Source organism: Bacillus sp. B2-WWTP-C-10-Post-4 (assembly GCF_009183805.1).
In the GTDB taxonomy this organism is placed as follows: domain Bacteria; phylum Bacillota; class Bacilli; order Bacillales; family Bacillaceae_G; genus Bacillus_A; species Bacillus_A cereus.
Map to the genome: position 1 here is coordinate 1 of NZ_WEII01000032.1, position 20,450 is coordinate 20,450.

Below are 20,450 nucleotides of genomic sequence, written 5' to 3' on the forward strand. Positions count from 1 at the left end.
GAATTATATAATGTATTGCAAATAGAAATAATAGAAGTAATGCGGAAAGGCGGTGGGGGGAAATGAAATATCCAGACCATTTAGTAAAACAAGTGCAAGAGCGCAGTGCTCCTTATCAACTAGAAGGTTTTTTAAGTGGACAAGGTCCTGAAAATCCCAAATTTATGTTGTTAGGAGAAGCACCTGGTGAAACAGAAATTCATAATGGGATTCCGTTTAGCGGGAGGGCGGGAAAACAATTAATGGATTTTTTAGAGCGTATTGATGTTACAAGGGAAGAAGTATATATTACGAGCGCTGTTCGAAGTAGACCTTATAAATGGCGAGAGAAAAAAGAAAGAAATGGTGAAATCATACAAAAAAAGTATAATAGAACGCCAAATCAGGGAGAAATAGTTGCCCATGCGCCTTTGTTAGATTATGAATTAGAGAAAATACATCCGAAGCTTATCGTCACGCTTGGAAATATCGGTCTTCAACGTTTAACAGGAAAAAATAAAAAAATCACAGATGTACACGGGCAATTATTAAAACAGCCCATTCAAAAATTAAAGGATATGCAAAGTGCAGAGTTTACATGGTCAGAGAAAGAATATCATGTTTTTCCGACTTTTCATCCAGCTTCCATTTTTTATAATCGGAGTTTATTGGAGCTTATTCATGAGGATTTTGAGAAGCTTAAAAGACTTGTAATAAAAAACTAGAAAAGCTAAGGCGCTTTTCTAGTTACATTTAATTATGTAAAGGGTTTTTATTTTCATCTAACGTAAATCCTTCACCAACTACATCATGTACATCACTTACAGCGACAAAAGCATGAGGATCTACAGAAGTAATGATATTCTTTAATTTCACGATTTCATTTTTAGCAACAACGCAATACAATACGTTACGTTCCACTTTTGTATACGATCCAACAGCTTTTAAAAAGGTTGCTCCGCGCTCCATTTCAGATAAAATTTTGGCAGCAATTTCATCGTTTTTCTCTGAGATAATAGTCGCTCCTTTGGCAGCATAAGCTCCTTCTTGCATAAAATCAATGACTTTAGCACCGATAAAAACAGCAACTAGCGTATACATGCCCTCGCGGTATGATAAATAGGTAAGAATAGAGACTACGATAACGACAGCATCAAACATAAACATTGTTTTCCCCATACTCCAGCCAACATATTTGTGAGCTAGTCGTGCGATAATATCTACACCGCCAGTAGTCCCGCCATATTTAAATATTATTCCAAGGCCGATACCGATAAATGCCCCGGCGAATAAAGCTGCGAGTGTCATATCATTTTGCAAGTTTAAATGTAAGTTGAGTACTTCGTAACGCTGGAAAATCCATAGAAATAAAGATACGCTAAAGGTGCCAATTAATGTATATAAAAATGTTGTTCTGCCAAGTAACCTCCAACCAATAAAAAATATAGGGATATTTAAAATTAAGTTTGAGTAGGAAGGATCAAACTTAAATAAAAAATACACTAATAGTGTAATACCAGTAAACCCACCCTCTGCAAGGTGGTTTTCAATATTGATATTGACAATACCGAAAGAAAATATAGCGGAACCGATTAAAATAAAAATAATATTTCGCATCTTCAATTTTGATGTCATATAGAAATCCCCCTAATTATGTAATGATTGCATTGCTCCGCTGAAACAGTAAAACATAATAATAAGTAATTTCTAGTTGCTAGTGAAAATAGTAAGAACTTGATTGATGTGGGCTGATCTTTTGTGAAAAGCACAAAAGAAGGTTTCACTTTATCCCGCTCTAACGGCTGATAGGAGATGAAGCAAAGAAGAGGGGCAAACCAGCCGTAGGAACCCGATTAGTTCAACTAATCTTTTGCAAAAAAACGCAAAAGAAGTTTCACTTTATTATAGTCTATCCAAAAATGGGTCGCAAATAGGTGTTTGACGGGGAATAATATTTGTCAAATCGCGATGAATTGGCTAACATGAAAGAGGAAGGATTAGAGGTGAATAGTATGGAAGCAAAAACGATGAAAGATATGCAGAAAGAAGTAGATGCATATATTGGTCAGTTTAAAGAAGGTTATTTCAGTCCGCTTGCAATGATGGCTCGTTTAACGGAAGAAATGGGAGAGCTTGCAAGAGAGGTAAATCATTATTATGGTGAGAAACCGAAGAAAACAACTGAAAAAGAAAGAAGTATTGAAGAAGAGCTTGGAGATGTATTATTTGTTATGATTTGTATGGCAAATAGTTTAAATATTGATTTAGAGACAGCACATAACATTGTAATGAATAAATTTAATACACGTGATAAAGATCGCTGGACACGTATTGATGAGGGAGAGAAAGAATAATGAAAGAAATTAAAGTAATTATCGCCGGACCAAGAGGACGTATGGGACATGAAGCAGTTCTTCTTATGGAAAGAACGGAACATTTTAATTTAGTAGCAGCAGTGGATTATAAGCATGGTGGTGAGAAGATTTCTGATTTACCTGGCATGCCAGCATTACATGCACCGATTTACGCTGATTTACATACTTGTTTAGATGAAGTAGAAGCAGATGTGTTGTTAGATTTAACAACACCAGAAGTGGGGAAACAACACGTTACACTTGCAGTTGAGCGTGGACTTCGTTCGGTTATTGGTACAACTGGATTTACAGAAGAAGAATTGGCACGTTTAACAGAGAATGCAAAAGAAAAAGCAGTAGGAACAATTATTGCTCCAAACTTTGCAATTGGTGCAGTTCTTATGATGAAATTCTCACAAATGGCAGCGAAATATTTCCAAGATGTTGAGGTAATTGAATTACATCATGATCAAAAATTAGACGCACCATCTGGTACAGCTGTAAAAACGGTAGAGTTAATTCGTCAAAATCGTGAATCAAAGCAGCAAGGTCATCCAAAAGAAGTAGAGCAACTAGCAGGTGCACGTGGTGCAAATGTAGACGGTATTCACATTCATAGTGTACGTTTGCCAGGGCTTATTGCACACCAAGAAGTAATGTTCGGTGGAGATGGACAAATGTTAACAGTTCGTCATGATTCATTCAATCGTGCATCATTTATGTCAGGTGTAAAACTATCAATTGAGACAGTAATGAACCTTGATCATCTTGTGTACGGTTTAGAAAATATTATCGACTAAAGGGGAGACAACGGATGAAAATTGCCTTAATCGCACATGACAAAAAGAAAAATGATATGGTTTCGTTTGCATACGCATATAAACCAATTTTTGAACAACATGAATTATTTGCAACAGGAACGACAGGGCTTCGTATTATGGAAGCGACTGGATTAGTTGTAACAAGATATCAATCTGGCCCTCTTGGTGGAGATCAAGAAATTGGTGCAATGATTGCAAAGAACGACTTAGATATGGTGATTTTCTTCCGCGATCCATTAACAGCACAGCCGCATGAACCGGATGTGAATGCATTGCTTCGTTTATGTGATGTATATGCGATTCCACTTGCAACGAATATGGCAAGTGCTGAAATGTTAATGCACGCATTAGAGCGAGGAGATTTAGATTATCGTAAGTTAAGAAAATGAGGGGAACAATTATGAGTGGATTACATATATTAGCGTTTGGTGCTCATGCCGATGATGTTGAAATCGGCATGGCTGGTACCATCGCTAAATATACAAAGCAAGGGTATGAAGTAGGTATTTGTGATTTAACAGAAGCTGATCTTTCTTCAAATGGAACGATAGAGTTGAGAAAAGAAGAAGCGAAGGTTGCAGCTCGTATAATGGGAGTAAAAACGAGGCTGAATTTAGCGATGCCAGACCGTGGTTTGTATATGAAAGAAGAGTATATACGTGAAATTGTCAAGGTGATCCGTACATATAAACCAAAACTAGTTTTTGCACCGTACTATGAAGATCGCCATCCAGATCATGCAAATTGTGCAAAGCTTGTGGAAGAGGCTATTTTTTCAGCAGGAATCCGTAAATATATGCCGGAACTTTCACCACATCGTGTGGAGTCTTTTTATAATTATATGATTAATGGTTTTCATAAACCGAATTTTTGTATAGATATAAGTGAGTACCTCTCTATAAAGGTGGAAGCATTAGAAGCGTATGAAAGTCAGTTTTCAACAGGGAGCGATGGTGTTAAGACACCGTTAACAGAAGGTTACGTTGAAACTGTAATCGCTCGTGAGAAGATGTTTGGAAAAGAAGTTGGAGTCTTGTATGCCGAGGGATTTATGAGTAAGAAACCGGTTTTATTACATGCTGATTTATTAGGGGGATGTAAATGAAATTAAAAATAGGTATTACATGTTATCCTTCTGTAGGTGGTTCTGGAGTTGTTGGAACAGAATTAGGAAAGCAATTGGCGGAACGTGGGCATGAAATTCACTTTATTACATCGGGTTTACCATTCCGGTTAAATAAAGTATATCCAAACATTTATTTTCATGAAGTGACGGTAAATCAATACTCTGTATTTCAATATCCACCATACGATTTAGCGTTAGCAAGTAAAATGGCCGAGGTTGCACAAAGAGAAAACTTAGACATTTTACATGTGCATTACGCAATACCACATGCAATTTGTGCATATTTAGCAAAACAAATGATCGGAGAGCGTATTAAAATTGTTACAACCTTACATGGAACAGATATTACTGTGTTAGGTTCCGACCCTTCGTTAAATAATTTAATTCGTTTTGGTATTGAGCAATCAGATGTTGTCACTGCTGTCTCGCATTCATTAATTAACGAAACACATGAGCTTGTAAAACCAAGTAAAGAAATTCAAACGGTATATAACTTTATAGACGAACGTGTATATTTCAAGCGTAATATGTCTCAATTAAAGAAAGAATACGGTATAAGTGAGAGTGAAAAAGTACTTATTCATATTTCGAATTTCCGTAAAGTGAAACGTGTGCAGGATGTTGTTCAGGCATTTGCTAAAATTGTTAAAGAAGTAGATGCGAAGTTGCTTCTTGTTGGAGACGGACCAGAATTCTGTACGATTTTACAGATAGTGAAGAATTTACATATTGAAGATCGCGTTTTATTCCTAGGGAAGCAAGATAATGTTGCAGAACTACTTGCGATGAGTGATTTAATGTTGCTTCTATCAGAGAAGGAAAGTTTTGGTCTTGTTTTATTAGAAGCAATGGCGTGTGGTGTACCTTGTATCGGAACGCGGGTTGGAGGTATTCCAGAGGTTATTCAACACGGGGAAACAGGATATTTATGTGAAGTTGGCGATACAACAGGAGTGGCAAATCAAGCTATTCAGCTATTAAAGGACGAGGAACTTCACCGTAATATGGGAGAACGAGCAAGAGAAAGTGTTTATGAGCAATTTCGCTCAGAAAAAATTGTTTCACAATATGAAACGATTTACTATGACGTACTAAGGGATGACAAAAATGGAAAGATTTAAAAAAGCTAGTTCTATTATTGAGACATTAAAGCAACAAGGACATGAGGCTTACTTTGTTGGTGGGAGCGTACGAGATCTTATTATCGATAGGCCGATTGGAGATATTGATATTGCGACATCTGCTCTACCAGAAGAAGTGATGGCTATATTCCCAAGAAATGTTCCTGTTGGTCTTGAGCATGGAACTGTAATTGTTGTAGAAAATGGTGAGCCTTATGAGGTAACTACTTTTCGAACAGAAAGCGAATATGAAGATTTTCGAAGACCTAGTAGTGTTCAATTTGTTCGTTCATTAGAAGAGGATTTAAAACGTCGTGATTTCACGATGAATGCAATTGCTATGACAGAAGAAGGCAAAATGGTTGATTTATTTGCTGGACAGGAAGCCATTCAACAGAGAAAAATTGTGACAGTTGGAAATGCTGCGGATCGTTTTCAAGAAGATGCCCTGCGAATGATGCGTGGTATTCGGTTTGTAAGCACGTTAGGTTTTTCATTAGAAATGAAAACGAAGCAAGCGATTGAAACGCATGGGCATTTGCTAGAACATATAGCAATTGAGCGTATTACAGTAGAGTTTGAGAAACTGTTAACTGGTACATATTGTGTGAAAGGTCTCAAAGAATTAGTAGAGACGAAGCTATTTTCTCATTTGCCATATTTACAAATGTCAGAAGAGAGACTGTTAAAAGCTACGCAGTATAAATGGGATTCTTTCGAAACGGATATTGAGGCGTGGGCATTTTTCTTATATTGTATCGGAGAAGAACATCCATCTGTCTTTTTACGTCAATGGAAGTTTTCGAATAAAAAAATAAAAGATATTGTTGCAGTTTTATTGGCAATTCGTACTAGAAAGGAGAAGGATTGGGATACAGTCCTTCTTTATAAAACGGGAATTCATATCGCTGAAATGGCAGAGAGAGTACATGAAGCGATGATTGAAAGCTATGACCCTACATCTGTTGAACGAGTACAATTAATGTTTCATGCATTGCCAATCCAGGAACGTCAAGAAATGAATGTGACTGGTAATGATTTATTAAACTGGGCAAACAAAAAGCCTGGTCCGTGGGTTGCTGAAATGCTTCAGAAAATCGAAGAAGCAATCGTACAAGGAAACGTAGTTAATGAGAAAGAGCGTATAAGGGAGTGGCTGCAAGGATGCAATCTACTATAAGAAAGCAGTTATTGCAAGTTTTTTCTGAAGCGGATGGCGAGTTTGTATCCGGCCAAACAATTAGTGATAAACTTGGTTGTTCAAGAACTGCTGTGTGGAAACATATGGAGGATCTCCGGAGTGAGGGATATGAACTTGAAGCTGTGCGCCGATTAGGTTACCGAATTGCAAGTAAGCCAGACAAAGTGACTGCTAATGAAATTCAGTTAGGGCTACAAACGAAGCGGATTGGTAGAACAGTGTATTTTGAAGAAACTGTTGAATCAACGCAGCACATTGCAGCAAAACTTGCTTATGAAGGTGCAGAAGAAGGAACTGTCGTTGTAGCAGAAGAACAAACAGCGGGAAGAGGTCGTTTAAGCAGAAAATGGCATTCACCAAAAGGAACAGGGATTTGGATGAGTATTATTTTACGCCCGTCAATCCCAGTTCATCATGCACCGCAACTTACTTTGTTAGCGGCTGTTAGTGTTGCACAGGCAATTGAAAAATGTACAGGTGTAAACGTAGGAATAAAATGGCCAAATGATATTTTAATTCAAGGTAAAAAGGCTGTAGGTATATTAACAGAAATGCAAGCGGATCCTGATAAAATTAATGCTGTCATTATGGGCATCGGTATTAATGCGAATCAAAAGCAAGAACATTTTGATGAAGAAATTCAGCACATCGCTACTTCATTAGCGATTGAATCAGGTAAGCCGATTGTTCGTGCAGAACTTATGCAACAAATCTATTTACAACTAGAAAAATTATATGAAGAATATTTACAAAATGGTTTCTCTGTCATTAAAATTCTTTGGGAAAGTTACGCTGTGAGCATCGGGAAAGAAATTACCGCTCGAACGATGAGAGAGACAATTACGGGGTTAGCAAAAGGAATCACAGAGGATGGTGTATTACTTCTGGAGGATCATGAGGGGAAAGTACATCATATTCATTCTGCAGATATCGAAATTAAGTAAAAGAAGTTCCTCTTTTGGAACTTCTTTTTATTTCAATAGTTTTGAGTTGAATTTGTAACATGATAATAAATTCTTTTCATATTTAAAGTTCATTTCAAAATAGCTTCCGTCGAGTTGACCTGGCATGTTATTTGACGATTACTTTGCCTGTCATTCCTTTAAGAAGATGGTATCGACATATTAATTCATATGTACCAGTATTTTTAGGTTTCACGGTAATATTCTTTTCTTTTCCTGACTGGACTACGACGTCAATACCGAGTTTTTTCACTGTAAAGGTGTGCTCGTTTTTACCTTTATTTTTCAATAGTAATGTTGTTGATCCTTCAAGCGGAATCGTGATGACATTTGGATTAAAGTAATCATCATTTAGTTCAACCTCAATCACTTTCGTTAAATCGGTGGGTTGTGTTACGACATGAACTGAGGCAAATACTTGGGAGGATCCTAAAGACATCCACCATACAATCATTACAAGCAAACTGCTGAATCGAAATAACCACCTGTTCATAGACATCTGCAATTCTCCTTTGTTAAGTACTTTCCTCAATTAACCTGCATCATTAGTTTAAGAGTTATACTATATAGTTAAATTGATTACAGAAAAAATTAACTTGGACTTTTTTAACATGCGTTGAAAAAACATGTATCTTTTCAGGATTGAATTATCCATAAAAACTGTATAGCATATATACTCTCTTGTTAAATTTCATATACCGTAATAAGAATAAAAAATTATTTTTTCGGAAAAATGTAGTAATTCCTTTTTGTAGTTTGCTATAATTAGTTCGAATGTGGGCAGTATCAGAGCGAACTGCACCATGATTCGAAGTCATACGAAAAATAATAACTTGGATTCTGCCTTGATCCAATAACGGACTGGGACAGAGGGATGAATAATGCCGACTAACACACAACCCTTCTGCCCTTTTATGGCCAGAGGGGTTTTTTTATATGATTTCGGCCATCTCCTCTCTCCTGCATAAAGGAGGAGTAGTTTTTGAAAACAAAAACAGATTTTTTGAAGATGAAAGAGCAAGGTGAGCCGATTACAATGCTAACGGCGTATGATTATCCATCTGCTAAATTAGCAGAAGAAGCTAAAGTTGATATGATTCTAGTTGGAGATTCTCTTGGAATGGTTGTACTCGGATACGATTCAACAGTACCTGTAACAGTAGAGGATATGATTCATCATACGAAAGCTGTACGCCGCGGAGCGAAAGAGACGTTTATTGTAACTGATATGCCATTTATGTCGTATCACGTATCATTACAAGAAACGATGGTGAATGCACGCCGCATCGTTCAAGAGAGCGGGGCACACGCACTGAAGGTAGAAGGTGCTGGAGAAGTTATATCGACGATTCAATATTTGACGAACGCAGGAATTCCTGTTGTAGCGCATTTAGGTTTAACCCCTCAATCTGTAGGAGTGTTGGGTGGATATAAAGTGCAAGGAAAAGATGCGGAGAGTGCAAAAAAATTAATAGAAGATGCAAAGAAATGTGAAGAAGCTGGTGCAATAGCGCTTGTGTTAGAATGTGTACCAATGCAGTTAGCAGAACTTATTTCAGAGCAACTAACAATACCGACAATTGGGATTGGTGCAGGACAAAAAGTAGATGGGCAAGTGCTTGTTTATCATGATCTTATCTCATACGGCGTAAATCGTGTTCCGAAATTTGTGAAGCAATATACGTCTGTTCAAGAGGAGATTGTGCGTGGGATTTCACAATATGTTACTGAAGTAAAGACAAGGCAATTTCCTGAAGAAAAACATTCGTTCACAATGAAAGAGGAAGAATGCTTAGCGTTATACGGAGGAAAACAATAATGAAAATCGTAACTACAGTGCAAGAGATGCAGCAAATTACGAGCGAACTTCGTGCAAGTGGAAAGAGTATTGGTTTTGTTCCAACAATGGGTTATTTACATGAAGGCCATGCTACTTTATTACGTAAGGCAAGAGAAGAAAATGAAATTGTAGTTTTAAGTGTATTTGTAAACCCACTACAATTTGGCCCAAATGAAGATTTAGATCGATATCCTCGTGATATTGATAGAGATGAAAATGTAGCAAAAGAAAACGGTGTAGATTATTTATTTTATCCGAGTGTAGAAGAAATGTATCCAGCAGAACAAACAACAACGGTAGAAGTTGTGAAGCGCACGGACGTATTATGCGGTCAACAAAGACCTGGTCATTTTGCTGGTGTTGCAACTGTACTAATGAAACTATTTAATATTACGCTGCCAAAGCGTGCTTATTTCGGTATGAAAGATGCTCAACAAGTTGCAGTAATTGAAGGGTTTGTAACTGATTTCAATATTCCAGTTACAATCGTACCAGTTGATATTGTAAGGGAAGAAGATGGTTTAGCGAAAAGTTCTCGTAACGTGTACCTATCACAAGATGAACGTGAAGAAGCTCTTCATTTATACCGCAGCCTATGTATAGCGAAAGAAAGAATTGAGGCAGGTGAACGTAATCCCGAAATCATTACAAATCTTGTGAAAGAGTATATTGAGACGCATACGAAAGGCACTGTAGATTATGCAGATTTATATGCATATCCGTCATTAACAATGGTAGAGAAAGTCAAAGGAAGAATCATTTTAGCTATTGCAGTTAAGTTTGAAAATGTAAGATTAATTGACAATATAACATTAACAGTTAAATAAGGGGGAGCATCTATGTTTCGCACAATGATGAGAGCAAAGTTACATCGTGCAACTGTAACGGAGGCAAATTTAAATTATGTAGGTAGTATTACAATTGATGAAGACTTAATGGATGCAGTAAATATTGTAGAAAACGAAAAAGTCCAAATTGTAAATAATAATAATGGTGCTCGCTTAGAGACATACGTTATTAAAGGGGAACGCGGTAGTGGTGTTGTTTGTTTAAACGGTGCTGCGGCAAGGCTTGTACAACCAGGGGACAAAGTAATTATTATTTGTTATGGGCTAGTTACGGAAGAAGAGATTCATAAACAAGAACCAAAAATTGCAGTATTAGACGATAATAATCAAATTATTGAAATGTTAGGTGCTGAAAAAGCGGGTACGATATTATAAGTAGAAAGGCTATCTCCATTGCGGAGATAGCTTTTTTGTGCATCTTTTCATTAAGATGAGATAAAACGTGGTATAGTAACATTATATAAATTATTGTTGTTTGAAAGGTAAGAAATTGAGGTGTTACATATATGAGTAAGCGTTATGTCGTTGTTGATTTAGAGACGACAGGGAACTCCTGGAAAGATGGGAAGGATAAAATTACCCAAATTGCAGCTGTTGTAGTAGAAGATGGAGAGATATTGGAGATTTTTTCGTCTTTTGTTAACCCAAAGAGAGAGATCCCACCATTTATTACAGAATTAACAGGGATTGATGAAAGTCTTGTAAAACAAGCCCCGTTATTTCAAGATGTAGCCCCGATGATTGTTGAGCTATTACAAGGTGCGGCTTTCGTTGCGCATAATGTTCACTTTGATTGGAATTTTTTAAATGAAGAATTAAGGCAAGCTGGATATACAGAAATACATTGTCCGAAAATCGACACGGTTGAATTGGCTCAAATTCTTTTGCCGACAGCCGATAGTTATAAATTACGTGATTTAGCTAAGAAGCATGAACTAGAGCACGATCAACCACATCGTGCGGATAGTGATGCTCTTGCAACAGCGGAATTATTTTTACAATTTTTAAATGAAATTGAAAAGTTACCACTTGTCACGTTGCAATCGCTTTATGAATTAAGTGATGTGTTCCAAAGCGATATAGCTGATGTGCTTTCTGAAAATATTTTAAAGAAAGTAATGCACGGTAAAGAAGATATAGCGGAGTATGAAATACATCGAAATATTGCGCTGAAAAAGCGGAACTATTCCTTAAACCTTGGAGAAACGTGTTCATCAAAGTTTGATGCTTTCTTGAATAAAACGATGGATAAATTGGAATCACATATGCCAAAATTTGAAAGAAGAGAAAGTCAACAACTGATGATGAAAGAGATATATACGGCGTTAAGAGATTCTCGTTTTTCACTAATTGAAGCGGGTACAGGAACAGGAAAGACTCTTGCTTATTTGCTTCCTAGTCTTTATTTTGCAAAGAGAAAAGAAGAACCTGTCATTATAAGTACACAAACGGTACAACTCCAACAACAAATATTAGAAAAAGAAATTCCGTTATTACAAAAAATAATGCCATTTTCATTTGAGGCAGCTCTTCTAAAAGGAAGAAAGCATTATTTATGCTTACATAAATTTGAGTATGCTTTGCAAGAGGAAGAAAAAAATTATGATATGGCACTTACGAAGGCGAAGATTTTAGTTTGGCTATTGCAAACTGAAACAGGTGATCGAGACGAATTAAATATTCCTGAGGGCGGAAAGTTACTTTGGAATCGTATTTGTAGCGATGCGTATAGTCCAGGCGGTATGCAAAGTAATTGGTTTAGTCGTTGTTTTTATCAGCGAGCGAAGAATAAAGCTTTATTTGCAGATATCGTTATTACAAATCATGCGTTATTATTTCAAGATTTTTCAAGTGAAGAACCGTTGTTTGCTTCATGCGAACATATTATTTTTGATGAAGCTCACCATATTGAAGAAGCTGCGAGTAGAACATTGGGTGAACAGTTCTCTTGTATGTATTTTCAATTGGTTATATCTCGTCTTGGGACGCTAGAAACAGAAGATGTACTCTCCAAAGTATATAAAATGATGAAAAAATCAGAGCAAGCATCTCGTTCAACTTTCCGTATGATAAGTTATAGTTTGAAGGAACTTAAGTTTGATGCGGATGAACTCTTCCAAATGTTACGTACTTTTATATTTAAACAAACAAAGCAAGAGCAAGGAACGAATAATATGCCGCTCATCTATAGGTATAACGCAGAACTAGAAAAAGGTAAGTTGTGGGATAGTATCGTCGAATTAACAAATCGTTTTATATATGAATTAAGAAGGGTAGTAACTGCTCTTGAGAAGCAAGTGGATATATTGCAAAGTAAGTTAGAATGGGAGATGCATGTTGTAACAGGTGAATTTATGCATTTAATTGAGTTGCTGAGAAAGATGGCAGAATCATTACAGTTACTCGTATTAGAAAAGAATTCGTATGTAACTTGGATGGAGACTGAAACGAAAGGGACGATTCATTCAACAGTTCTATACGCACAGCCTGTCCATATTGGTGAAAGATTTGCTGATGAATTTTTAACAGAAAAAAAGAGTGTTATTTTTACATCCGCAACACTAACAGTTAACGATACGTTTGATTATATAAAAGAGGAACTTGGTTTACATGATTTCGCTCCAAATACATTAAAGGTTCCGTCACCATTTCGTTATGATGAACAGATGAAATTAATGGTTTCAACGGATGTACCTTTTATTAAGCAAGTAAGTAATGAGCGATATATTGAATCTGTATCGGAACATATTGCAAAGATAGCAAAAGCCACAAAAGGCAGAATGCTCGTTTTATTCACTTCGTATGAAATGTTAAAAGAAGCGTATGTGAATTTAAAAAATAATGATGAATTAGAGGGTTATTTATTACTCACCCAAAGTGTGAATAATAGAAGTCGAAGCCGCTTAATTCGAAAGTTTCAAGAGTTCGACAAATCAATTTTATTAGGGACGAGCAGTTTCTGGGAAGGAATAGATATTCCTGGAGATGCCTTAAGTTGTCTTGTTATAGTCCGTCTACCATTTACACCTCCTCATCAGCCGATGATGGAAGCGAAAGGTGAGTGGCTAAAAAATCAAGGTGAAGATGTATTCGCTAAATTAGCGCTCCCACAAGCAATATTACGTTTCAAACAAGGATTCGGCCGCTTAATTCGAACGAATACAGATACAGGAACGGTAGTAGTGTTAGATCGTCGTTTGACGAGTTCTTCCTATGGAAAACGATTTCTACAATCGATTCCTAACGTACCTCTTTATGAAGGACCATTAGAAGAATTGTTAGTACAATTAGAAGAACCATCAAATGAATAAAAATGGAAGAAAAATACGCCTGAAGTACTTATAAACTTCAGGCGTAAAAAATGTGGGTAGGAGGAATTTTATTTTTCTTACTTCTTGTATACAAAATGTGTTGGTTTTCGACTTGAAACCTTTTTTTGCTGTACATGTCCTGCTATAATAGATGGGTGATGAAGCAGGGGTTGTAAAGAATGTACTCTTATTGTAACCGCATTGCGTTCTTCTATAATTAGAAATTTTTGTGTAACGGAGGAGTTTTTTCATGGATAAGAAAATCGAAGTACTATCAACGACGCGTATTAAATATTCGTCGGATTTGTATAAAATTGTTGATAGTTTAAATCGTACGTTAAAAGAGCAGGACCTCATGTTCGGACTAGCATTAGACGAAAAAGATAAAGAAACAGCTGTATTTACGATTTACAGAACGTAGTGATACAATGAAAAAGTGGATCTTTGCAATCATTATTGTTATCGTTGCTAGCGGAATATATGGGGCGTATGTTTATAATAAAGCGATGGGAAAGAAAATTCCAAAAGAGTCGAAATTTGTAGAAATTGCTAAAGAAAAAGCAAAGCTTACAAAGGTGAAATCTGTTGATTATTACAACGGAAAATCTGCATATATAGTCGTGCAAGGTACAGATGAAAAGGGAGAACAACTTATCGTTTGGGTGCCTGAGAAAAAAGGGGATACTGTAGTAAGGAAAAAGAGCGAAGGTATTTCTGAAAAAGAGGCTATACAAAGAACAATAGAGCAAGTCGGCAATGAAAGTAAGGAATCAAAAAGTAAGCCGAAAGAGATTATGAAAGTGAAATTAGGCTTTGAAAATGATGTACCACTATGGGAAGTTACATATATTGATGATGACAATCGTTATAGTTATTACTATCTTGAATTTAAAGATGGAAAATTTTTAAGACGATATAGCATTGAAAAATAGATGTAGGGGGAACTACAAATGAAATTAGCAAAGCGAGTAGCTGCTTTAACACCGTCTTCAACTTTAGAAATTACAGCAAAGGCACAAGCATTAAAAGCAGAGGGTCATGATGTAATTGCATTAGGGGCAGGGGAACCTGACTTTAATACACCAGAGCATATTATGGATGCTGCACATAAAGCGATGTTAGAAGGGCATACGAAGTATACACCAACAGGTGGATTACAATCGTTAAAACAAGAAATTGTGAAGAAATTTACTCGCGATCAAGGTATTGCGTATGATCCATCTGAAATTATTGTATGTAATGGTGCAAAGCATGCATTATATACATTATTCCAAGTATTACTTGATGAGGGAGATGAAGTTATCATCCCAACTCCTTACTGGGTAAGCTATCCAGAGCAAGTAAAGCTTGCTGGCGGTAAGCCGGTTTATGTAGAAGGTTTAGAAGACAATGAGTACAAAATTACAGCAAAGCAGCTGCGTGAGGCAATTACAGAGAAAACGAAAGCAGTTATTATTAATTCACCGAGCAATCCAACAGGAATGATTTATAGCAAAGAAGAATTACAACAGCTTGGAGAAGTATGTTTAGAACATGATATTTTAATCGTTTCTGATGAAATTTATGAAAAATTAATTTATGGTGGCGTAGAATATACTTCAATTGCCCAGCTTTCTAATGCATTAAAAGAACAAACACTTATTATTAATGGTGTATCTAAATCTCATTCTATGACAGGATGGCGTATTGGATATGCTGCAGGAAATAAGCAGCTTATTAAAGCAATGACGAATTTAGCGAGTCATAGTACGTCAAACCCTACTTCAATCGCTCAATACGGCGCAATTGCGGCATATGCAGGCTCACAAGAACCTGTGGAAACAATGCGTCAAGCCTTTGAAGAGAGATTAAACATCATTTATGATAAATTAATTCAAATCCCTGGCTTTACTTGTATTAAACCGCAAGGGGCATTTTACTTATTCCCTAACGTAAAAGAAGCTGTAGCTTTATCAGGATATGCAACAGTTGATGATTGGGCAAAAGCTCTATTAGAAGAGGAAAAAGTGGCTCTTGTACCAGGTACAGGATTTGGTGCTCCAAATAATGTTCGTTTATCATATGCGACATCTCTTGAACAAGTAGAGAAAGCATTAGAGCGCATCCATACATTTATGAAAAGTAAAGTGCAAGCTTAATTTTATATTTCATTCATGTAATATAAAAAACCTCCCTATTAATGGGGAGGTTTTTTTGACGGATTGTGGCAAAAAGAAATAGCTAAAGGTGTGTTATACTAGAGAGCGAGGTGTTTGGTGATGAAAAAGAAAATGATGTTACAGTGGTTTGAGCAGGGAAGCATTGCAATTCCAAAATTGCTTATGATGCATTATAAAAAATTAGGTTTAAATGAGACGGAATTTATGGTTGTACTTCATGTACACACATTTTTAGAATCAGGTAATTCGTTTCCGACTCCTTCAGAGATTTCTGAACGGATGACGATAACGGAAATGAAATGTATGGAAGTAATTCAGACGTTGATTCAAAAAGGTTTTTTATCACTAGAAGGTGGACAAAGATCAGAAGCGATGATGTGCGAAAGTTATTCTTTACAACCGTTATGGGAAAAAATATTACATTTCTTAATGGATGAATCAATAGAGGAAGAGCAAAAAGAAAAAAAACAGCTACAAGTAAATTTATATACAGTATTTGAAAAAGAATTTGGAAGACCACTTTCGCCGTTCGAATGTGAAACGTTAGGGATGTGGGAGGACCAAGATCAACATCATCCAAATTTAATTCAAGCGGCTCTTAGAGAAGCTGTAATGAGTGGAAAACTAAATTTCCGATATATTGATCGTATTTTATTTGAGTGGAAAAAGAATGGAATTAAAACGGTAGATCAGGCTCAAAATCAAGGTCAAAAATTTAGAGCGAATCAACAAAGGGCACAACAAATGACAAAACAAGAGACGAAATTTACTGGAAAAGTGCCTTTTTATAATTGGTTGGAGCAGTAATATAGGAGGAAAAATATGCTTAACAAAACGCAAATCCGTTATTGTTTAGACACAATGGCGGATATGTATCCAGAAGCACATTGTGAATTGGTTCATGATAATCCATTTGAACTTGTAATCGCGGTGGCGTTATCTGCACAATGTACGGATGTACTTGTAAATAAAGTGACAAGAAATTTATTTCAAAAATATAAAACACCAGAAGATTATTTAAGTGTTTCTCTAGAAGAATTACAACAAGATATACGCTCTATCGGATTGTATAGAAATAAAGCAAAAAACATTCAAAAATTATGCCGAATGTTATTAGATGACTATAATGGAGAAGTACCGAACGATCGAGATGAACTTACGAAATTACCAGGTGTAGGAAGGAAAACAGCGAATGTTGTAGTTTCCGTAGCGTTTGGAATTCCGGCAATTGCTGTTGATACACATGTGGAGCGAGTGAGTAAACGATTAGCTATGTGTAGATGGAAAGACTCTGTGTTAGAAGTAGAAAAAACATTAATGAAGAAAGTACCAATGGATGAGTGGGGAGTTACACATCATCGTATGATTTTCTTTGGACGTTATCATTGTAAAGCACAACGACCGCAATGTGAGGAATGCAGACTGTTAGAAGTATGTCGTGAAGGAAAGAAGCGAATGAAGGTGAAATAAAGGATGGAACGAGTTATAGAAATACCGAAAGAATTTCACTGTTTACCATTTTTTAAAGAAAGTGTAAATTTAATTAAGTATCATACAGACAATTCTTTTGAAGAAATAATACAAAATACTTACTTTATATTTGATATTGAAAGACAGTATGAGCCATGGAAGGAAATTGAAAACAGCATTCCAGTGATGTTGAATGTATGGAAAAATAAGCATGAAGACATTGCTATACTGTTTCGAAATAGAAATAAGCAAGAGGCTGAGGGACCAATGATTCTTTTTTCAGCTCACTTGTTATCGGTTGTCTATTGGCTAAATGAACAACCTGTTCATAGTTTGAATGAAATGCAAATAAATACGAATAAATTAAAAGTGCAACCTGTTAATTTTATGGAAAGATATTCATTCATTATAAAGAAACCGAGTAATTATCATTCTTATATTCAATTAGCGCAGTTGTATATCGAAATAGAAAAGCTGTATGTAAAGAAAATGATAACAAAAAAGAAGTCCGCTTCTCGTTAAGAGAAACGGACTTCTTTTTTTGTATATTAGGACTCTGTTGTAACAACAGCACCGTCTGCGTGAGGTGTATCTCCTCCGGGATTTTGGTGTTGCTGTTCTTGTTGTTTCTTAGCCTCTTCTTCAGCTTTTTTCTTGGCCTCTTCTTCAGCTTTCTTCTTAGCTTCTTCTTCAGCTTTTTTCTTAGCTTCTTCTTCAGCTTTCCTTCTAGCTTCCTCATCAGCTTTCTTTTGAGCTTCTTCTTGCTGTTTACGTTGTTGTTCTTGCTGTTGCTGTTCTTGTTGTTTCTTAGCCTCTTCTTCAGCCTTTTTCTTAGCTTCGTCTTGTTTTACTTTATCTTCATTAGCCTTTTTCTGGGCTTCCTCATCAGCTTTTTTCTTAGCTTCTTCATCGGCCTTTTTCTTAGCCTCTTCTTCAGCTTTTTTTGCATCTGGAGTTCCGCCAGGCGCAGTGAAGGATGCACCAACTGCTGGGCTTGTGCCAGTACCTTTTTTCGCTACTACAGAGAAGCTGTAAGTAACACCTGGTTTAATACCACCAAGAGTAGCTGTCGTACCACTTATTGATAGGCTACCACTTGAACCGTCAGTTGCTTTATAGCTGGCTGCATATGCATCAACTTCTGCTGGTCCAGACCAGTTTAGTGTAACTGTGCTAGCGCCATCAAAAGTGACATTCAGACCACTAGGGGCATCTACTTTAATTTGTTTAATTGCATCTTTTTTCGCACCTTTTACGTATAACTCTCCGTTTATTTCTTGTACAGAAGAAGGACGTTCAAAGCGTGATTTATCTGTAGCGAATTTGCTCATCATTACTTGGAACATTTGCTGTGCAATTCTAGTGGAGCGATCGCTAACATAATTTTTTGGACCATCTTTTTCGTAACCGGTCCAAACAGCCATTGTGTATTGTGGCGTATATCCAGCAAACCAGCTATCTCTGTTTGCATCAGCTGGGATGTCATATTTTTGAAGAACTGATTCATCAAAGTTTTGTGTTCCTGTTTTACCTGCTACGTCAACACCTGAAACGTATGCTGTTGGACCTGTACCACCAGAACCAGGTTTTACTACGTCACGAAGAACGTCAGTAACCATATATGCTGTATAGTCTTGCATTGCGCGATGTTCTTTCGGTTTAAAGCTTTTCTTTTTCCCGTCCGGGAAGGTTACTTCTTTTACGAAGTGTGGTTTATTATAGTTACCACTATTACCAAAGGTTGCATATGCACCTGCTACTTCTAATGGAGAACTATCGTTACTACCGATTGCTGTTGATTCATAGACTTTTCCTTCTTTAAAGGTCATGCCTAAACCTTCAGCAAATTCTTTTGACTTATTAAGACCAACTGTTTGTGCTGTCTTTAAAGCTGGAATGTTTAATGACTTTTTCAAAGCTTCACGTAGTGAAACGTCACCTTTGTAACTCTTTGTTGCATTTTGTATTTTCTTACCATTGGAATACGTATACTCTGAGTCGTTTAATTGATGGTATGTAGACCATTGTAAATTTTCAATTGCCGGACCGTAGTCGAAAATTGGTTTCATTGTTGAACCAACTTGGCGTTTTAAATCAGTTGCCATATTATGACCTTTGAAAGTAGACTTACTTTCTTTACGTCCAGCACCAATTGCTCGAACTTCTCCAGACTGTGTATCCATAAATACGAATGACCCTTGGAATTGATCGTCCGGATACTTAATAAGATTGCCATCCATAATTTTGTCGGCGTAATCTTGAGCATCTTGATCAAGTGTTGTATGAATCGTTAAACCATCTGAACCGATATTTACATCAGGATATTCTTTTTCAACTTCTTTTACAACCGCATCTAAAAATGCTTGATACTTCATCTCAGTTACTTCTGAAGACGGTTGAAGGCCCTCAGTTACTGGAATCTTAACGGCGTTATTCATTTCTTCTTTTGTTATATAACCATGTCGATTCATTAATGATAATACGACATTACGACGATTTGTTGCTCGTTCAACATTTTCCTTTTTTGTTGGATCATAAATGTTTGGACCTTGGGGTAAACCAGCGAGCATAGCAGCTTCATGTAATTGCAAGTCTTTTAAATCTTTACCATAATATTTTTGCGCTGCTGTCGCAATACCGTATGAACGGTTACCTAAATTAATCTTATTTAAGTACATTTCTAAAATCTCATGTTTAGAGTATTGTTGCTCTAATTTGTAAGATAAGTACCATTCTTGCACTTTTCTTTTAGCAGTTTTGTCCATCGTTAGAAAGTAGTTTTTAACGACTTGCTGTGTAATCGTACTACCACCTTGGGAACCGAAACCACCAGTGACATTTTCCATAACTGCTTTTGTAGTTCGTTTAAAATCAATTCCATTATGATCATAGAAACGCGAATCCTCAGTTGCAAGAAATGCATTTTCAACTACTTTTGGAATTTGATCATAAGTAACATGTGTTCGTTTTTCAGCACCGTATTCATAGAAGAAATTTCCGTTTTTATCGAGAAACTTTGTTGATAAAGGATTAACAAGTTTGGATTTGTCTAATTTTGGAGCGTCCTTTACCATAACAAAGAAAGCGGAAACGCCGGCTACAAGACCAACGATACCAAGAAGTAGACAACCTATAAGGAATTTCTTGAAAAAGGAGCCTTTTTTCTTTGGTTTTTCTTCTTTATGTGTTTTTTTCTCTTGATTTTTCACATGATTTCGTTCTGTACGAGAACGATAATTATCTGACATTATACTTTCT

21 protein-coding genes are annotated in these 20,450 nt (G+C 36.4%); 18 read left to right on the forward strand and 3 right to left on the reverse strand.

The window, feature by feature from the left end:
- The first annotated feature begins 62 nt into the window (after positions 1 to 62).
- Complete coding sequence (locus GBN78_RS14530; RefSeq protein WP_000876871.1) at positions 63 to 704, forward strand: uracil-DNA glycosylase; 642 nt, start codon at positions 63 to 65, stop codon at positions 702 to 704.
- Positions 705 to 732: 28 nt separating this feature from the next.
- Here the strand turns inward: GBN78_RS14530 and GBN78_RS14535 are convergent, their stop codons facing one another.
- Positions 733 to 1,614 carry a YitT family protein gene (locus tag GBN78_RS14535; protein ID WP_152127486.1) on the reverse strand — a complete coding sequence of 294 codons (882 nt, stop codon included), beginning with the start codon at positions 1,612 to 1,614 and terminating at the stop codon, positions 733 to 735.
- Between the two features lie 377 nt (positions 1,615 to 1,991).
- Here GBN78_RS14535 and GBN78_RS14545 point away from each other — a divergent pair, with 377 nt between their 5' ends.
- From GBN78_RS14545 to GBN78_RS14575, 7 genes are read left to right on the forward strand one after another with little or no spacing between them, the layout of a single operon-like run.
- Entirely contained in the window at positions 1,992 to 2,333 is a 342-nt protein-coding gene (locus tag GBN78_RS14545) for a nucleotide pyrophosphohydrolase (RefSeq protein WP_002108639.1), read from the forward strand.
- A complete protein-coding gene (dapB, locus tag GBN78_RS14550) occupies positions 2,333 to 3,133 on the forward strand; it encodes a dihydrodipicolinate reductase (protein ID WP_000658809.1) in 801 nt (266 codons plus the stop codon). The genes GBN78_RS14545 and dapB overlap by 1 nt, the downstream gene beginning before the upstream one ends.
- 14 nt (positions 3,134 to 3,147) lie before the next feature.
- The gene (mgsA, locus tag GBN78_RS14555) at positions 3,148 to 3,543 is read left to right on the forward strand and encodes a methylglyoxal synthase (RefSeq protein WP_000684765.1); all 396 of its coding nucleotides are present in this window, start codon (positions 3,148 to 3,150) and stop codon (positions 3,541 to 3,543) included.
- Positions 3,544 to 3,554: 11 nt separating this feature from the next.
- Complete coding sequence (bshB1, locus tag GBN78_RS14560; RefSeq protein WP_000015673.1) at positions 3,555 to 4,259, forward strand: bacillithiol biosynthesis deacetylase BshB1; 705 nt, start codon at positions 3,555 to 3,557, stop codon at positions 4,257 to 4,259.
- Positions 4,256 to 5,401: an N-acetyl-alpha-D-glucosaminyl L-malate synthase BshA gene (gene bshA / locus GBN78_RS14565; protein ID WP_000768305.1), complete on the forward strand. Its 1,146-nt coding sequence runs from the start codon at positions 4,256 to 4,258 to the stop codon at positions 5,399 to 5,401. The genes bshB1 and bshA overlap by 4 nt, the downstream gene beginning before the upstream one ends.
- Positions 5,388 to 6,581 carry a CCA tRNA nucleotidyltransferase gene (locus tag GBN78_RS14570; protein WP_025967076.1) on the forward strand — a complete coding sequence of 398 codons (1,194 nt, stop codon included), beginning with the start codon at positions 5,388 to 5,390 and terminating at the stop codon, positions 6,579 to 6,581. The genes bshA and GBN78_RS14570 overlap by 14 nt, the downstream gene beginning before the upstream one ends.
- The gene (locus tag GBN78_RS14575; RefSeq protein WP_001192063.1) at positions 6,566 to 7,546 is read left to right on the forward strand and encodes a biotin--[acetyl-CoA-carboxylase] ligase; all 981 of its coding nucleotides are present in this window, start codon (positions 6,566 to 6,568) and stop codon (positions 7,544 to 7,546) included. Before GBN78_RS14570 ends, GBN78_RS14575 begins: the two co-directional genes overlap by 16 nt.
- Positions 7,547 to 7,673: 127 nt before the next feature.
- Here the strand turns inward: GBN78_RS14575 and GBN78_RS14580 are convergent, their stop codons facing one another.
- On the reverse strand, positions 7,674 to 8,063 hold the full coding sequence (locus GBN78_RS14580; protein ID WP_000062393.1) for a cupredoxin domain-containing protein: 390 nt from the start codon (positions 8,061 to 8,063) through the stop codon (positions 7,674 to 7,676).
- 483 nt (positions 8,064 to 8,546) lie between these two features.
- Here GBN78_RS14580 and panB point away from each other — a divergent pair, with 483 nt between their 5' ends.
- From panB to GBN78_RS14635, 10 genes are all read left to right on the forward strand, one after another.
- The gene (panB, locus tag GBN78_RS14590) at positions 8,547 to 9,383 is read left to right on the forward strand and encodes a 3-methyl-2-oxobutanoate hydroxymethyltransferase (protein ID WP_000853122.1); all 837 of its coding nucleotides are present in this window, start codon (positions 8,547 to 8,549) and stop codon (positions 9,381 to 9,383) included.
- Positions 9,383 to 10,231, forward strand: a complete 849-nt coding sequence (gene panC, locus GBN78_RS14595) for a pantoate--beta-alanine ligase (protein ID WP_025967077.1) — start codon at positions 9,383 to 9,385, stop codon at positions 10,229 to 10,231. Before panB ends, panC begins: the two co-directional genes overlap by 1 nt.
- 12 nt (positions 10,232 to 10,243) lie before the next feature.
- Positions 10,244 to 10,627, forward strand: a complete 384-nt coding sequence (gene panD, locus GBN78_RS14600) for an aspartate 1-decarboxylase (RefSeq protein ID WP_000490182.1) — start codon at positions 10,244 to 10,246, stop codon at positions 10,625 to 10,627.
- A 131-nt stretch (positions 10,628 to 10,758) separates the two neighbouring features.
- The gene (gene dinG, locus GBN78_RS14605) at positions 10,759 to 13,563 is read left to right on the forward strand and encodes an ATP-dependent DNA helicase DinG (protein WP_025967078.1); all 2,805 of its coding nucleotides are present in this window, start codon (positions 10,759 to 10,761) and stop codon (positions 13,561 to 13,563) included.
- Between the two features lie 250 nt (positions 13,564 to 13,813).
- Positions 13,814 to 13,984, forward strand: coding sequence for a YpmA family protein (locus tag GBN78_RS14610; RefSeq protein ID WP_000358352.1), 171 nt, complete (start codon positions 13,814 to 13,816; stop codon positions 13,982 to 13,984).
- A gap of 7 nt (positions 13,985 to 13,991) precedes the next feature.
- Positions 13,992 to 14,495: a cell wall elongation regulator TseB-like domain-containing protein gene (locus tag GBN78_RS14615; protein WP_000758739.1), complete on the forward strand. Its 504-nt coding sequence runs from the start codon at positions 13,992 to 13,994 to the stop codon at positions 14,493 to 14,495.
- An 18-nt stretch (positions 14,496 to 14,513) separates the two neighbouring features.
- Complete coding sequence (aspB, locus tag GBN78_RS14620) at positions 14,514 to 15,701, forward strand: aspartate transaminase AspB (RefSeq protein WP_000761560.1); 1,188 nt, start codon at positions 14,514 to 14,516, stop codon at positions 15,699 to 15,701.
- A gap of 120 nt (positions 15,702 to 15,821) precedes the next feature.
- Complete coding sequence (dnaD, locus tag GBN78_RS14625) at positions 15,822 to 16,529, forward strand: DNA replication protein DnaD (RefSeq protein WP_000728552.1); 708 nt, start codon at positions 15,822 to 15,824, stop codon at positions 16,527 to 16,529.
- A gap of 15 nt (positions 16,530 to 16,544) precedes the next feature.
- Positions 16,545 to 17,192, forward strand: coding sequence for an endonuclease III (gene nth / locus GBN78_RS14630; RefSeq protein WP_000933034.1), 648 nt, complete (start codon positions 16,545 to 16,547; stop codon positions 17,190 to 17,192).
- A gap of 3 nt (positions 17,193 to 17,195) precedes the next feature.
- Entirely contained in the window at positions 17,196 to 17,714 is a 519-nt protein-coding gene (locus GBN78_RS14635; RefSeq protein WP_000442653.1) for a YpoC family protein, read from the forward strand.
- Positions 17,715 to 17,740: 26 nt separating this feature from the next.
- On the opposite strand, the gene GBN78_RS14640 is transcribed toward GBN78_RS14635, so the two are convergent.
- Positions 17,741 to 20,440, reverse strand: a complete 2,700-nt coding sequence (locus tag GBN78_RS14640; RefSeq protein WP_001283099.1) for a PBP1A family penicillin-binding protein — start codon at positions 20,438 to 20,440, stop codon at positions 17,741 to 17,743.
- Positions 20,441 to 20,450 lie beyond the last annotated feature (10 nt).

Bases quoted from the DNA above. Each gene is read 5' to 3' on its own strand.
- GBN78_RS14530 (WP_000876871.1), top strand. From the start codon at position 63: ATGAAATATCCAGACCATTTAGTAAAACAAGTGCAAGAGCGCAGTGCT.
- GBN78_RS14535 (WP_152127486.1), bottom strand. From the start codon at position 1,614: ATGACATCAAAATTGAAGATGCGAAATATTATTTTTATTTTAATCGGT.
- GBN78_RS14545 (WP_002108639.1), top strand. From the start codon at position 1,992: ATGGAAGCAAAAACGATGAAAGATATGCAGAAAGAAGTAGATGCATAT.
- dapB (WP_000658809.1), top strand. From the start codon at position 2,333: ATGAAAGAAATTAAAGTAATTATCGCCGGACCAAGAGGACGTATGGGA.
- mgsA (WP_000684765.1), top strand. From the start codon at position 3,148: ATGAAAATTGCCTTAATCGCACATGACAAAAAGAAAAATGATATGGTT.
- bshB1 (WP_000015673.1), top strand. From the start codon at position 3,555: ATGAGTGGATTACATATATTAGCGTTTGGTGCTCATGCCGATGATGTT.
- bshA (WP_000768305.1), top strand. From the start codon at position 4,256: ATGAAATTAAAAATAGGTATTACATGTTATCCTTCTGTAGGTGGTTCT.
- GBN78_RS14570 (WP_025967076.1), top strand. From the start codon at position 5,388: ATGGAAAGATTTAAAAAAGCTAGTTCTATTATTGAGACATTAAAGCAA.
- GBN78_RS14575 (WP_001192063.1), top strand. From the start codon at position 6,566: ATGCAATCTACTATAAGAAAGCAGTTATTGCAAGTTTTTTCTGAAGCG.
- GBN78_RS14580 (WP_000062393.1), bottom strand. From the start codon at position 8,063: ATGTCTATGAACAGGTGGTTATTTCGATTCAGCAGTTTGCTTGTAATG.
- panC (WP_025967077.1), top strand. From the start codon at position 9,383: ATGAAAATCGTAACTACAGTGCAAGAGATGCAGCAAATTACGAGCGAA.
- panD (WP_000490182.1), top strand. From the start codon at position 10,244: ATGTTTCGCACAATGATGAGAGCAAAGTTACATCGTGCAACTGTAACG.
- dinG (WP_025967078.1), top strand. From the start codon at position 10,759: ATGAGTAAGCGTTATGTCGTTGTTGATTTAGAGACGACAGGGAACTCC.
- GBN78_RS14610 (WP_000358352.1), top strand. From the start codon at position 13,814: ATGGATAAGAAAATCGAAGTACTATCAACGACGCGTATTAAATATTCG.
- GBN78_RS14615 (WP_000758739.1), top strand. From the start codon at position 13,992: ATGAAAAAGTGGATCTTTGCAATCATTATTGTTATCGTTGCTAGCGGA.
- aspB (WP_000761560.1), top strand. From the start codon at position 14,514: ATGAAATTAGCAAAGCGAGTAGCTGCTTTAACACCGTCTTCAACTTTA.
- dnaD (WP_000728552.1), top strand. From the start codon at position 15,822: ATGAAAAAGAAAATGATGTTACAGTGGTTTGAGCAGGGAAGCATTGCA.
- nth (WP_000933034.1), top strand. From the start codon at position 16,545: ATGCTTAACAAAACGCAAATCCGTTATTGTTTAGACACAATGGCGGAT.
- GBN78_RS14635 (WP_000442653.1), top strand. From the start codon at position 17,196: ATGGAACGAGTTATAGAAATACCGAAAGAATTTCACTGTTTACCATTT.
- GBN78_RS14640 (WP_001283099.1), bottom strand. From the start codon at position 20,440: ATGTCAGATAATTATCGTTCTCGTACAGAACGAAATCATGTGAAAAAT.